The organism is Variovorax atrisoli 110B, from assembly GCF_000382045.1.
GTDB classification, from domain to species: domain Bacteria; phylum Pseudomonadota; class Gammaproteobacteria; order Burkholderiales; family Burkholderiaceae_C; genus Variovorax; species Variovorax atrisoli.
The window spans coordinates 621,207-634,274 of record NZ_KB907450.1 but is presented as its reverse complement, the minus strand read 5'-3'; the positions used below and the strand labels follow the sequence as shown (position 1 = coordinate 634,274).

The following is a 13,068-nucleotide window of genomic DNA, read 5'->3' as shown; positions in this document are numbered from 1 at the left end:
GGCAGTAGCGCCAAGGTATTGATTTGTAAGGAAAATTGCACGGGCCCGCAGCTTGCAGCAGGCCGCCGCCCCAGCCTTGGATGATAACGTCAGGGCATGCACGATTCCCCGGTTTCACCCCTTGCCGCGCGCCGGGCCCGCCGCACGGCGCGCAGGGCAGGCTCGCTCGCCGTCCTGCTCGCCGCCCTGCTCGGCATTGCAGGCTGTTCGTCGGTGCGCGACACCCAGCGCGCCGAACCCTACAGCAACCAGGAGTGGCTGCAGTCCGGCGCCAACCGCATCGCCAACCTTTCGCTGCGCGACAACCTGCAGTCGATACGCCGGGTGCAGAGCACGCTCTACAAGCGCAACCCGCGCGAATGGCGAAAGTCGGCTGCCAGCATGGAGGAAGCCACCCAGCGCGCCTGGGACGCGGTGCTCAAGGGCCCGCCGCTGCCCGAGCTCAAGGGCGCCAGCGGCATCGACGCCATCCGCATGGCCTTCGACACCACCCCACAGGGCTACCAGGGCGATCGCGTGGCCGCGCTGGTCTACGGCTGGGCCACCATGCTCAAGCAGGCCAACGGCGACACCTGGGACCAGACCATGCTCGACGGCATCAACGCCGAGAACAGCTTCCGGGCCGCGCGCAACTTCGAGATCTCGCTGTGGCTCATCTCCTCCAAGACCGGCCCCGACGGCCAGCCCCTGCTGCTGGCCACCGAGATCAGCGACCGCGGCCGCAACCTCGTGGCCGATCGCGAACTCTCCAAGGTGGTGGCACGCCTCGACCTGCTGGCCGCGCAGGCCGACGAGAAATACCGTCGGGCGGCGCTCGACTTCGGCCAGAACTGGGTGATGGGGGTGGTCATGCCCCTGTTCACGCTCGTGCCCAAGTGAGCCCACCGGGCGCGCCTCTTGCTGCAAGCCGTTACGCGATCGCAAGTGGCGACGAATCGAAGGAGAAAGCCGGCCCCTAGAATGGCCCGGCCCTCCCCTCCTCAACCCATTCGAGGCAGCAGCAATTCATGAGCTCCATCAATTTCATCGGCGGCGAAAAAGGCGGCGTAGGCAAGTCGGTCACCGCTCGGGTGCTGGCCCAGTACTTCATCGATCACAGCCGGCCCTTCACCGGCTTCGACACCGATCGCTCGCACAGCTCCTTCACCCGCTTCTACGAAGGCTTCGCCTCTCCGGTGGTGGTCGACAGCTTCGAGGGCCTCGACACCGTGGTCAACGGCTTCGAGACGAACCCGCAGCAGAGCGTGATCGTCGACCTCGCGGCACAGACGCTGGCGCCATTGGCGCGCTGGATCAAGGAATCCGACCTATTCGACGTTTTCGCCGAGATCGGCGTCACCGTCAACTTCTGGCATGTGCTGGACGACGGCAAGGACTCGACCGACCTGCTCGGCACGCTGATCGACACCTTCGGCAACCGTCCCAACTACATCGTGGTGCAGAACTACGGACGCGGCAGCGACTTCGGCATGCTGCTCGCATCGCAGTCGCTGTCGAAGGCCACGGCCAACGGCGCCCGCGTGATCGCCCTGCCCCGCCTGCACGACGCGAGCATGCGCAAGATCGACGCGCAGAACACCAGCTTCTGGAAAGCCGTGAACGACCGCGAGGGACCGCATGCGCTGGGCCTGCTGGAGCGCCAGCGCGTGAAGTCGTGGCTGGCGACGGCCTACGCAGCCTTCGACACCTTGCCTCTGTAAGAGGCCTCGCCGGGCCTTCAGATCATCCCGCCGTTGATCGAGATCACCTGCCCCGTGATGTAGCCGGCCTCCTCGCTCGCGAGGAACGAGGCCAGCGCCGCCACTTCCTGCGGCGTTCCGGCGCGCTTGACCGGCACCATCTGGTTGATGACGGCGGGGTCGAACACCGCATCCGCCATCGGCGACGCGATGATCCCCGGTGCGATGGCGTTCACGGTCACGCCGCGCGAGGCCACTTCGAGCGACAGCGCCTTGGTCGCGCTGTTGAGAGCGCCCTTGGCGGCCGCGTAGTTGACCTGCCCCCGGTTGCCGGCAATGGCGGCCACCGACGAGATGTTCAGGATTCGGCCCCAGCGCGTGCGCATCATCGGCAGCAGCAGCGGCTGCGTGACGCGGAAGAAGCCGTTGAGCGACACGTCGATCACCTTGTGCCACTGTTCGGCGCGCATGCCGGGCAGCACGGCGTCGTCGTGCACGCCGGCGTTGTTGACCAGGATCTGCACCGCCCCTCCTTCGAGGATGCGAGCGCATGCTGCAGCGCAAGCCTCGTCGCTGCTCAGGTCGAACACATGGCATTCGGCCTTGCCGCCCGCGGCCGCGATCGTTGCCGCCAGCTGCTCGACCGCCTCGGGCCGCGAGTTGGCATGCAGCAGCACGGTGGCGCCGTCGCGCGCCAGGCGCTGTGCCATGGCTGCGCCGAGCGCTCCGCTGGCGCCGGTGATCAGGGCGCGTTTTCCTTCGAGACTCATGGCGACGACGTGCTTTCTTTCTTATGCTGCCGCGGCGAGCGGCGTATTCAGGACCACCACGGCGCGGCCTTCGGCCAGCATGCGGCCATCCTCGGCCTGCACCGTGAATTCATAGAGGATCTGCCGGTCGTCGCCCGAGAGGCGCCGGGCCGCGATCTGCAGGGCGCCGGCCACGTCGTCCAGCCGCGCCACCGCAAGCTTCACGTTGCGCGCACTCGCGAGAAAGCCGGCCGAAGGCGCGCTGCCCTCTTCCGCCAGCAGGCCGCCGTGCAGGGCCATCGCCTGCGCTGCGTACTCGATCGCGTTCGGCGCCAGCAGGCCGCTTTCGGTGCGAAGCGGGTTGTCGGCCTGCGAATGGGTGGTGGTGGTGCAACGGATCGATTCGGCGTCCCAGCCTTCGAGCCGCTCCAGCAGGCACATGCTGCCGCTGTGCGGAATGCGCAGGGCGATGCCCGCGCGATCGAGCGTCTGCGGCGCGGTCAAGCAGCCGGCTCCAGGTCGGCCACCAGCAGAACATTGGCGAAGGGAGTGCCCTCGCTCATCGGAATGCTCTGCACGCGGAAGCCCAGGCGGTCGAGCACCGCCGTCCACTCGGCCAGAGGACGGCCCCAGGTCGGCGAGACCTTGTGGCCGCGGATGCGGGTGACGGTGCGGTCCACCCACTGGCTGATGGCGAAGCCGCGGCGGCTGGAGGCGTCGCCCACGCGCAGCAGCAGCCGCGCGTGCGGGTTGCCGCCGCGGCGCAGCGCATCGCGCACGCGCAGCAGCACGCCTTCCTGCGCCTCGAGGTTCACGTAGTGCAGCACGTCGAGGATCACGACGAGATCGCAGTCGGGCAGATCGGCCTTGCACATGTCGGCGCAGACCAGCCGGGGTGCCGGCTCCAGGTGGCCGATGGAAGCCTCGGCGCGCGCCACGTCCTTGGGCATGAGCTCGATGCCGGTGTAGTCGGCGCCGTGCGGCGTGGCCGCCCACGACGACGGCCAGCGGCCCTGCTTCTGCATCGCGCTCATCGAGGCCAGCAGGCTCGCGAACAGGCCCTGTCCGCAGCCGATGTCGACCACGCGCTGGTGCTGCTCGCCGAACAGACGGCGCTCGAGCAGCCCGCGGAACACCGGGTCGCGCCCGAGCTTGCCGCGCGCGAAATGCCAGGCGAAGTTGCCGCCCTTCTTGTACGGGACGGTGGCGGCCTCGTGCAGTTCGCGCCAGGCGGCCTCGGTGGAGAGTGAAGGCGACATCGCCGCGTTCATGGCTTCAGCCCTTCCGGCAGGGTCACGGAGCGCAGTCCATCGGCGCGCAGGCGTTCGAGCAACAAGGGCAATACCTCCAGCAAAACAGGTTGTCCCGCAGCGGTGCGCGCGGCGTTGCCGTCGTGCAGCAACAGGATGTCGCGCGCCTGCAGGTTTCGGCTCAGGCGCGCCATCACCTTGGCGGCGTCGCCCTCGCGGGTGTCGAAGCCGCGCCGCGTCCAGCTCACGAGCGAGAGGCCCAGGCGGTGCAGCACGGGTTCGAGGAAAGGGTTGCGCAGGCCGGCCGGCGCGCGAAAGCAGGTCGGGCGCTGGCCGATCACGTCGGCGAGGATGTCCTGCGCCCGTGCGATCTCGGCCGCGAAACCGCGCGGCCCGAGGAACGAGAAGTTGTGCCGGTGCTGCGCCGTGTGGTTCTGGATGCTGTGGCCGCGCGCGACGATCTCCCGGGCCAGCGCGGGCTGCGTGAGCACCCGCTCGGCGATGCAGAAGAAGGTGGCGCGCTGGCCGTGCGCGTCGAGCAGGTCGAGCACGCGCGGCGTGACTTCGGGCTCGGGGCCGTCGTCGATGGTGATGGCGACTTCGCGCCGCGCCGCCGCCGCCTCTGGCAGCCGGGTGACGTTGGGCCCCAGCAGGCTGCTGCGCGGCGTGAGTCCGGCGCCGGTGATCAGCGCGTGGTTCAGCACGATCGCGCCAATGGCCCAGGGCAAGGCGCCCGGCACCAGCACGCCCGCGCCGATGGCGGCCGCATGCCATGCCGCGCTGGCACGGATGGCCGGCGGCCAGGGCCAGGATTCGTTGGTGGACGCGGAAGCGGAAGACATGGAACCGGATTTTCCCCCGATCAGCCGCGCCCGGGCCGCGATGGCCCCACGCTGCGCGCGAACGCCGCCGACAGCAGCAGCGCCAGCAGCGCACCGGGCGCGACCACCCGGCCGATCGACGACAGCGCCGGAATGTCCGAGATCGCGATCAGCCCGAAGGACACCACCGTCGTCAGGTTGGCCAGCATCAGCGAGGCCAGCGTGTCCTCGTCGGCCGTGCCGGTGGTGCGCAACTGGTCGAAGAAGAGCGCGTAGTTCGAGCCCACCGCCACGATCAGCAGCAGGCCGACCAGGTGAAGGATGCCGAGCGCCGCCTGCAGCACGGCCATGCCGCCCAGCGTGAGCACCACCGCGAAGAGCAGCGGCTGGCAAACAGCCAGCAGCCGGCGCCACGAGCGCAGATAGATGCCCAGCAGCACCACCACCGCCAGCGCGCCGAGCAGCACCTGCACGAAGGCCTCGTGCAGATAGCGCTGGTACAGGCTCGCGAGCTCTCGCCCGACGTCGACCACCTGCACCTCGGGCAGGCCCGACAGCGCGGCCTCGAGCCGGGCCTGGTCGAACTTCGCGCCCGGGTGCAGCACCAGCAGCGTGCCCCAGCCGCCGCCGGGGCGCTGGTACATGAGCGTATTCAGGACCGCGCCCAGCGGCCCGTCGGCCAGCTCGGCGCGCTGTATCGGCGACAGCTTGCGCGCGGCCTCCACATCGGCCACGAACGGCTCCAGCCGCGATGCCGGCAGCGGCAGCCCCTTCGTGGCCTCCGCGAGGTTGGAGCGCAGGGTCTGCGCGTCCGGCAGGCCGGCGAGGCGTGCCGACTGGACCTCCAGGCTCGGCAGCACGCGGGTGACGGTCTCGTAGCCGACCAGATCGCCGCTGTCGACCAGTGCGTCGAGCTTCGCGGCGGCGGCCTCGGTGTGGCGCAGCGCGGCCTGCTCGTCGTCGCCGAAGGCCACCACCAGCACGCCGCCGTCGCTCGCGCCGATGTCGTTGCGCAGCATCTCGTCGAGCTGCTGGGAGGCCTTGGGAACCGGGCTCATGGCGCCAAGGTCGGCGCGCCACAGGTGGCCGCCCTGCCACAGCACCAGCGCCAGCGCGGCCACGCCGAGCGCGGCCAGCGGCCAGCGCAGGCGCGGCAGGCCGCGCACCAGCGCCCCGGCAAGCTGCGCCATGTAGCGGCGCATGCCCATGCCCGTGGCGCCATCGGGTGCCAGCACGGGCAGCACGTAGCGCGTGGCCAGCGCGGCCGAGACGAGGCCCGCGATGGAGAAAACGCCCAGCTGCGCCAGCCCCGGAAAGCCGGAGAACACGAGCGCCGCGAAGCCGCACACCGAGGTCAGCAGCCCCAGCCGCACGGTCGGCCAGTTCTGGTCGAGCCAGCGACGCCAGCCGGTACCGGGAACCGCACCCGCGCCGACCTGGCGCGCCTGGATCAGGTAATAGATGGCGTAGTCGACCGTCTCGCCGATCAGCGTGCTGCCGAAGCCCAGCGTCAGCCCGTGCACCGAGCCTAACACCAGGCTCACGCTCGCGGTGCCGATCACCACGCCGGTCGCCACCGGCAGGAAGGCGATGACCAGCGCGCGCGGCGACGCGAAGGCCAGCAGCAGCAGCCCGCCCATCACGATGCCGCCCACCACCGCGAGGTGGATGGCTTCGGTCTTGATCTTGTCGCGGCTCATCACCGAGAACACCGGCGGACCGCTCAGCAGGAGCTTCGGGGCCTCGGCGCCCATGGCACGCGTCGCGGCCTCGTAGGCGGAATGCACACGGGCGATGGCCACGGCCTGAGCGTCGAGGTCGCTGCCGGCGGCGCGCGTGGTGGCGATCATCAGTGCGCGCGGCGCGGTGCGCGACATCCACACCCCGTCCTCGCTGCGCGGCGAACTTGCGGGCACCAGTTCCATGGCGATGCGCTGCGTCTCGCCGGTCGGGTCGCGGTCGAGGAGCGGCTTGATCGCGTTGCCGGCCGGCGTACCGAGCATCGACAAGGTCTCGGTGATAGCGTCGCGCAGGCCCTCCGGAGTGAAGTGCCCCGGATTCACGCCGGGCGAAAGCTGATACCGGTGGTCGAATACCCAGGTTCCGGTGTCGCTCCAGTCGCTGACGTCTCCGTTCTGGACCAGTTCGAAGAGCTTGCTCTCGCGCATCTCCTTCGCGACCGCGCGGGACACCGAAGCCCGCTGCGCCGCGCTGCCGCCCTCGAAACCCATCATCAGCGTGCGCGAGGCGACACCGCTTTGCAGCTGCTCGATCAGCACGCGCTGGCGCATGTCGGGGCTCTTGGGAAGGAAGGCCGAAAGATCGGCGCCGATCTGCGTGCGCGCGATCACCACCACGCCGCACAGCAGCACCAGCAGCCATGCCAGCAGCACGGCCGCCCTCCGCCCCCTGCCCGGCGGTCCGCCCGCCTGCTGCAGCTGCCCCGGCTGCGTCACGGCGCGGTGCGTCCGGGCGCGCCGGCTGGCGCGGATGCGGGCCCTGGGGCGGCGGCGCCCGGCGTGATGTTCATGACCGAGCGGTCGCCGCCGACGAATTCCATTTCAAGGCCCAGCACGTCGCTCGCACGGCCGCTGATGCGCATGCTGCGCACCTGCGCGGCGAGGCGGCTGTCCAGCGGCGTGAGGTCGAGCGTCCACTTGGCGGCCGAGCCGGACACGGTGCTGCGGAAGTAGCGCTGCAGCGTGGCGCCGTCGCCCGTCAGCGTGCCGCGCATGGCTTCGACCAGGCCGAGCAGCTCGGGCATGCTGTCGAGCGCCAGCGTCCGGTTGCGCCCGCCGCGCGAGAGCGTGAGCGTGTTGCCTTCGACCGCCATGGTCTCGACGCGCGGCGACAAGGTACGGCGCACCAGCTTGTCGGGCGCGTCGAAGCTCAGCGTGCCGCTGGCATCGAGCGGGCCTTCGAGGCCGTGCACGAAGCGCTGTTCCGTGAAGCGGGCCTCGCCGCTTTTCTGCCGGGCCAGCAGCGTCATCAGCTCGGGCAGGTCGAATGCCGCCCATGCAGGCACGGCGCAGAAGGCCAGCGCGAGCACCATTGCCCTGCAAAGCCGGTCAAGCCGCATCTTCGAGCCAGAAATCATGGAAATTGAACCAGTTGTAGGGGTACGCACGGCACATCGCCTCCAGGCGCGCGACGTAGGCCTCGACAGCCGCGCGGATGCGCTGCTCGCGCTCCGCGGGGCTGGACGACCGCTCGCCGAAGTCGGCCAGCGGATCGAACCGGACGTCGTAGCGCGCGCCTCCGCCGTAGAGACCCGCCATGAAGAACACCTTGCGGCGCAGCAGTGCTGCAAGGCGGAAGGGACCGTCGTTGAAGACGGCGGGCTGCCCGAGGAACGGCAGCACGATGTTGTTGCCGCGCTGGTGCGCGGGCTGGTCCTCGCCGCCGGGCAGCGTGCGGTCGGCCAGCATGCCGCCCATGCCGCCACCGTCGAGCCAGTCGCGAAGCTCCAGCATCGAGTGCGGGCGGCCCAGGGCGATGACGTGCGGGCGCAGCTCGGGCACCGCGATGGCGTTGAGGATGCCGGTGATGCGCCGCGCATTGTCGGGATACATCAGCATCGCCAGGCGCAAATGGCGCTGGTGCGTCTGCTGCTTGCAGGCGCCCAGCGCCTCGAAGCTGCCGACATGGGCGCCGAGCAGGAAGGCGCCGCGGCCGTTGGCCAGCTCGACGTCGAGCGGCTCGTTGCCGGAGATCTTCACGTCGAAGAGATCCATGCGGCCGCGCAGGAAGTAGACGCGGTCGAGCACCGTCGACGCGAAAGCGTGCAGCAGGCGGAAGCCGTCGAGCCACCCGGCCTTGGGCCCGATGGCACGGAACAGATAGCGCTTGATGTGCCGGCGCGGCGCAGGCGCGAAGAGCAGGAAGTACAGGGCGATGGGCGGCAGCAGCAGCCGCGTGACGTGCCGCCCGAACACCAGCCCCATCATCACGATGAAGCGCAGCGCGAGCATGTTGCTGCGCTCGGGCGCGCGCGCCCAGTCGCCGCTCTCGCCGCGTTCCCCACGCTCGGCCCTGGCCTCCGCATGGCCGTTGCGTGCCGCCTCGTCGACGGCGCGCGTCTCGACGTCGGTGTGTTTCATCGGCCGGACTCTGGCACGCCGGTCCAGCGGCCGGTGACAGCCACCACGCCGTCGCAGCGAACGTCGAATCGCACGCCGCGCGAGGCTCCGGTCTCGGGATTCAGCTCGATCGACAGCACGGCGCCGGGGCGCACGGGCGCGAGGAACTTGGCGGCCGCCAGCGTCGGATGCTCGCCCAGCCGCGCGACCAGCGCCGGCACGCGGCGGATGGCCTCCATCACCTCGGCCAGCACGAGCGCGCCCGGCAGCAGCGGCTGGCCCGGAAAGTGCCCGGCGAACACGGGGTGGTCGTCTGGCACCGCATGCGCCATCTGGACCGGCGTGTCGTCCTCGGCCAGCTGCGCCAGCGCGAATTCGCGCAGCGCCCGCACGGTGAGCTTGCCCGTGCCTTCGCGCGGGAAGGACTTCACCTGCACCACGCGGCGCGGCACGAAGACCGGCTCCAGCCGCTGGCGCAGCGCGGCGATGATCTGCCCCGCCGACAGCGTGGGCGCGACCACGAAGGCCACCGGCCGCACCACGCCGTCGGCCACCTCGTCGGGCAGCCAGAAGGCGCCGTCGTCCACGCCCGGAATGCTGTTGAGGTGGAAGTTCAGGTGCGCCAGCGAGCTGCGCCGGCCGGCCACATGGATCAGGTCGTTGGCACGGCCGAAAAGGCGGAAGCGGCGGTCGTCCAGCAGCTCGAGCACGTCGGCCATGGGCGTGGGCTCGGGCATGAAGTCGCCGCTGAAGACGAAGCGCTCGGGGCCGCCGTCGGCCGAGGGCTCGGCGTGCACGCGGATCTCGCCGAAGGTCTCCCAGATCTCGTTGTCGGTGGTGCGGCGCGTGGCGACCTGGCCCGACTCGGTGCTGCCGTAGATCTCGAGCAGCACACCGCCCATCGCCTGCTCGGCCTGCAGCGCGAGCTGCGGCGACAGCGGCGCGGTGGCCGACAGGATCAGGTCGACCGGCGGCAGCTCGATGCCCGAGAGCAGCAGCGTCTTGAGGTGGAAAGGCGTGGTCACCAGCGCGCGCGGACGCGGCACCGAGGCCAGCGTCTTCGCGACGTCGGCCGGGAAGAAAGGCCGGCCGCTCTCGAAGATCGCGCCGCCCAGCATCGCCAGCAGCACCGAAGACTCCAGCCCGTAGCTGTGCTGCACAGGCACGGTGGCGACCAGCGTCAGTCCCTCCAGGCTCGGGCGTTCCAGCACCCGGCACAGGCGCTTGACCGCCACGGCCACGTCGCCCACCAGCGTGCGCCAGGTCTTCGCGTGCGGCTGGGGGACGCCGGTGGAGCCCGAGGTCAGCAGGCTGGCGGCGTGCATGCCTGCGTCGATGCGCGGCACGTCCACGGGGGCATCTCCCGCGGGACCGGCCAGTCCTTCGAGCAGCAGCCGCTCGATGCCCGGCGTCTGGATGTGCGAGGCGTCGGTGTGCGCGAAAAGCGGCGAACCACGGGATTCGAGCAGCCGCGCGATGGTGTCGGGCCGCGCATCGGGCGGCAGCATGCTCGCGCGGCCGCGCACCAGCGCGGCACCGAGGCTCACCGCGAAGGCATAGCGGTCGCCGCAGAGATTGACGGCGTCGCCCTCGGGCGGAAGCGTGGGAGCGAAGCGGGCCACGTCGGCCAGGAACTGGCGAGCGCTCACTGGAACGCCCGCGCGCCATGCGAGAGGGGCGTCGAGGTCGCGGTTCGCGAGCAGTGGCAGGAAGCGGGTGTCGTCTGTCGTCACGCGGGCGGGGCCTGTGTCATTGGCCGCCGGGGCTGGTGTCAACCGACGACGTGCCATAGAACGCGCGCACCGCGTCCACGAGGCGCGTGCGTTCGAATTCGGGATGCAGCCGGTAGCGCACCAGGTGTTCGCCCACGAAGAGGAGCGTCACCATCACGGGCGACAGCACGTTGGCGAACAGCGACCAGTCGGAGAACGGCCGCGTCAGGTAGATGACGATAGAGGCCGTCACCATCACCGCGAAGAAGCCGGTCCAGATGCGGGTGAGCTGCGTGGTGTAGGCCAGCATGTGGCCGCGCAGCGGATGCACGCGCTGTGCGAACTGCGTGATCAGGGGCAGGCCCTTGCCGCGCAGCGTGGAGCCGAACCAGCCGCACAGCGCGCCGTTGATGGCCACGTGCTGCATCACGTACAGCCGGTTGGGGTCGCCCGCCTCACCCAGGAAGACGAGCGCGAAGCCTGCGATGCCGACCGCCACCGCGATGGCGACGCCCCAGCGGCCGAACCAGCTGCCGGCCAGGCCTATCGCGGCGAGCCAGAGCGGGCCGAGCAGCACCACCACTGCCCACGGCTGAGTCGCGTGGAACAGCGTCATCCAGTGGGAGAGGCCGGCATATGCGACCCCGGCCACCAGCAGGAGCGCTATTCGCCATCGGGACATGGGATCAGGTGGCGACGCGGTGTTCGGCCACGTGAGCCGCGAGCGTGCGCAGCGACTGGAAGATCTGCTGGTTGCGTTCGTCGTCGGAACGCAGCTGGAAGCCGTAGCGGCGCGAGACTTCGAGCGCGACTTCAAGGATGTCGATCGAGTCGAGACCGAGACCTTCGCCGTACAGCGGTTCGGTCGGCACGATGTCCTCGGGAGCCATTTCGAGGTTGAGCGCGTTCACGAGCAGCACGGCCAGCTCTTTTTCGATCGGCGACTGTTCGGAGGCATCGCCGTTGGCGGGAATGGGGGGCTGGGCAGTCGATGACAAAAAAACCTCCTAAAACTTATTCCTGAACCACCGTGCGGGCCGTGGATTATAGGAGTGCCGTCCAGGGCCGGACGCGGAGCCTGCCGCGGCGCAGTACGTACTCTTTCTGCTTATTTCACCTTGTTGCACAGCATGTGCGGACTGCGGGGCGAATCGGCACCCGGAGCAGGCCGTGCCGGAGGGAAGAACGAGCGCAGATTCACCCTAGACTACCCGCTTCGATACGACCCGGAGCGCCCCATGGCCGACCCCCTTCTGATCGCACGGCACGACACGATCGAGTGCAACCTCCTGCCCGGCCTGGCCAACCGCCACGGCCTCATCACCGGCGCCACCGGCACCGGCAAGACCGTCACGCTGCAGACCATCGCGCAGAAGCTCTCCTCCATCGGCGTGCCGGTGTTCATGGCCGACGTCAAGGGCGACCTGACCGGCATCAGCCAGAAGGGCAATATCGGCGACAAGCTGGCCGCCACCCTGAAGGAACGCGGCATCGATCTGCCCGAGCTCGCGGCCTGCCCCGTCACGCTGTGGGACGTCTTCGGCGAACAGGGCCATCCGGTGCGCGCAACCATCTCCGACATGGGCCCCCTGCTGCTGGGCCGCATGCTCGACGTGAACGAAACCCAGGCGGGTGTGCTGAACCTCGTGTTCAAGATCGCCGACGACAACGGCCTGCTGCTGCTCGACCTGAAGGACCTGCGCGCGATGCTGCAGTACGTGGGCGAGAACTCCAGCCAGTTCACCACGCAGTACGGGAACATCAGCGCCGCCAGCGTGGGCGCGATCCAGCGCGGACTGCTGCAGATCGAGACCCAGGGCGGCGACAAGTTCTTCGGCGAGCCCATGCTCAACATCGCCGACTTCATGCAGACCGTGGGCGGCAAGGGCGTGGTGAACGTGCTCGCGGCCGACAAGCTCATGAACTCGCCGCGCCTGTACGCCACCTTCCTGCTGTGGATGCTGTCTGAGCTCTTCGAGCAGCTGCCCGAAGTCGGCGACCCCGAGCAGCCCAAGCTGGCCTTCTTCTTCGACGAGGCCCACCTGCTGTTCAACGAGGCGCCCAAGGCGCTGGTGGAGCGCATCGAGCTGGTCGTGCGGCTGGTGCGCTCCAAGGGCGTCGGCGTGTACTTCGTCACCCAGAACCCGCTGGACATTCCCGACACGGTGCTGGCCCAGCTCGGCAACCGCGTGCAGCACGCGCTTCGGGCCTTCACCCCGCGCGACCAGAAGGCCGTGAAGGCGGCCGCCAGCACCATGCGCCAGAAGCCCGGGCTGGACATCGAGACCGCCATCACCGAACTCGCGGTCGGCGAGGCGCTGGTGAGCCTGCTCGACGAGAAGGGCCGCCCGAGCGTGACCGAGCGCGTGTTCGTGCTGCCGCCGGCCAGCCAGCTCGGCCCGATCACGCCAGAGCAGCGCAAGGCGCTGATCGCCGGCTCGCTGGTCGCCGGCGTCTACGAGAAGTCGGTCGACCGCGAATCGGCCTACGAGAAGCTCAAGGGCCGCGCCGAAAGCGCGCCCGGCGCACCTGCCCCCGCTGCACCGGGCTCCGCCAAGGGCACGGAGGAATCGTCGGGCTCCGGCATGGGCAGCATGCTCAACGACATGCTCTTCGGCACCACCGGTCCGCGCGGCGCCAAGCACGATGGCCTGGTGCAGACCATGGCCAAGTCGGCAGTGCGGACCATGGGCACCTCGGTGGGCAAGGAGATCCTGCGCGGCGTGCTCGGCGGGATCTTCGGCGGCAAGAAGCGCTGAAGCTCCAGGGGCCTCGCCT

13 protein-coding genes are annotated in these 13,068 nt (G+C 69.9%); 3 read left to right on the top strand and 10 right to left on the bottom strand.

Annotated elements, in window-relative coordinates; genetic code table 11:
• Window positions 1-96 precede the first annotated feature (96 nt).
• Window positions 97-879: a hypothetical protein gene (locus G369_RS0103100; protein WP_019652511.1), complete on the top strand. Its 783-nt coding sequence runs from the start codon at window positions 97-99 to the stop codon at window positions 877-879.
• Window positions 880-1,007: 128 nt separating this feature from the next.
• Window positions 1,008-1,700 (top strand): P-loop NTPase family protein, encoded by a 693-nt coding sequence (locus G369_RS0103095; protein ID WP_019652510.1) that lies wholly within the window; start codon window positions 1,008-1,010, stop codon window positions 1,698-1,700.
• A gap of 17 nt (window positions 1,701-1,717) precedes the next feature.
• On the opposite strand, the gene fabG is transcribed toward G369_RS0103095, so the two are convergent.
• The 10 genes from fabG to G369_RS0103045 are packed head-to-tail and all read right to left on the bottom strand — an operon-like array spanning window position 1,718 to window position 11,288.
• The gene (gene fabG / locus G369_RS0103090) at window positions 1,718-2,449 is read right to left on the bottom strand and encodes a 3-oxoacyl-ACP reductase FabG (RefSeq protein WP_019652509.1); all 732 of its coding nucleotides are present in this window, start codon (window positions 2,447-2,449) and stop codon (window positions 1,718-1,720) included.
• A 21-nt stretch (window positions 2,450-2,470) separates the two neighbouring features.
• Window positions 2,471-2,932 carry a hotdog family protein gene (locus tag G369_RS0103085; protein ID WP_019652508.1) on the bottom strand — a complete coding sequence of 154 codons (462 nt, stop codon included), beginning with the start codon at window positions 2,930-2,932 and terminating at the stop codon, window positions 2,471-2,473.
• Complete coding sequence (locus tag G369_RS0103080) at window positions 2,929-3,687, bottom strand: class I SAM-dependent methyltransferase (protein ID WP_038113988.1); 759 nt, start codon at window positions 3,685-3,687, stop codon at window positions 2,929-2,931. Before G369_RS0103080 ends, G369_RS0103085 begins: the two co-directional genes overlap by 4 nt.
• 8 nt (window positions 3,688-3,695) lie before the next feature.
• Window positions 3,696-4,520 (bottom strand): polysaccharide deacetylase family protein, encoded by an 825-nt coding sequence (locus G369_RS0103075; protein ID WP_026346169.1) that lies wholly within the window; start codon window positions 4,518-4,520, stop codon window positions 3,696-3,698.
• Window positions 4,521-4,540: 20 nt separating this feature from the next.
• The gene (locus G369_RS0103070; RefSeq protein ID WP_019652505.1) at window positions 4,541-6,955 is read right to left on the bottom strand and encodes an MMPL family transporter; all 2,415 of its coding nucleotides are present in this window, start codon (window positions 6,953-6,955) and stop codon (window positions 4,541-4,543) included.
• On the bottom strand, window positions 6,952-7,596 hold the full coding sequence (locus G369_RS0103065) for a LolA-related protein (protein ID WP_038113782.1): 645 nt from the start codon (window positions 7,594-7,596) through the stop codon (window positions 6,952-6,954). The genes G369_RS0103070 and G369_RS0103065 overlap by 4 nt, the downstream gene beginning before the upstream one ends.
• Entirely contained in the window at window positions 7,568-8,599 is a 1,032-nt protein-coding gene (locus G369_RS0103060) for a lysophospholipid acyltransferase family protein (RefSeq protein WP_019652503.1), read from the bottom strand. Before G369_RS0103060 ends, G369_RS0103065 begins: the two co-directional genes overlap by 29 nt.
• Complete coding sequence (locus tag G369_RS0103055) at window positions 8,596-10,311, bottom strand: ApeI family dehydratase (protein WP_019652502.1); 1,716 nt, start codon at window positions 10,309-10,311, stop codon at window positions 8,596-8,598. The genes G369_RS0103060 and G369_RS0103055 overlap by 4 nt, the downstream gene beginning before the upstream one ends.
• Before the next feature lie 16 nt (window positions 10,312-10,327).
• The gene (locus G369_RS0103050; RefSeq protein WP_026346167.1) at window positions 10,328-10,972 is read right to left on the bottom strand and encodes a COG4648 family protein; all 645 of its coding nucleotides are present in this window, start codon (window positions 10,970-10,972) and stop codon (window positions 10,328-10,330) included.
• A 4-nt stretch (window positions 10,973-10,976) separates the two neighbouring features.
• Window positions 10,977-11,288, bottom strand: coding sequence for a phosphopantetheine-binding protein (locus tag G369_RS0103045; protein ID WP_019652500.1), 312 nt, complete (start codon window positions 11,286-11,288; stop codon window positions 10,977-10,979).
• A 240-nt stretch (window positions 11,289-11,528) separates the two neighbouring features.
• Here G369_RS0103045 and G369_RS0103040 point away from each other — a divergent pair, with 240 nt between their 5' ends.
• Window positions 11,529-13,049, top strand: coding sequence for a helicase HerA-like domain-containing protein (locus G369_RS0103040; RefSeq protein ID WP_019652499.1), 1,521 nt, complete (start codon window positions 11,529-11,531; stop codon window positions 13,047-13,049).
• The last annotated feature ends 19 nt before the right edge of the window (window positions 13,050-13,068 follow it).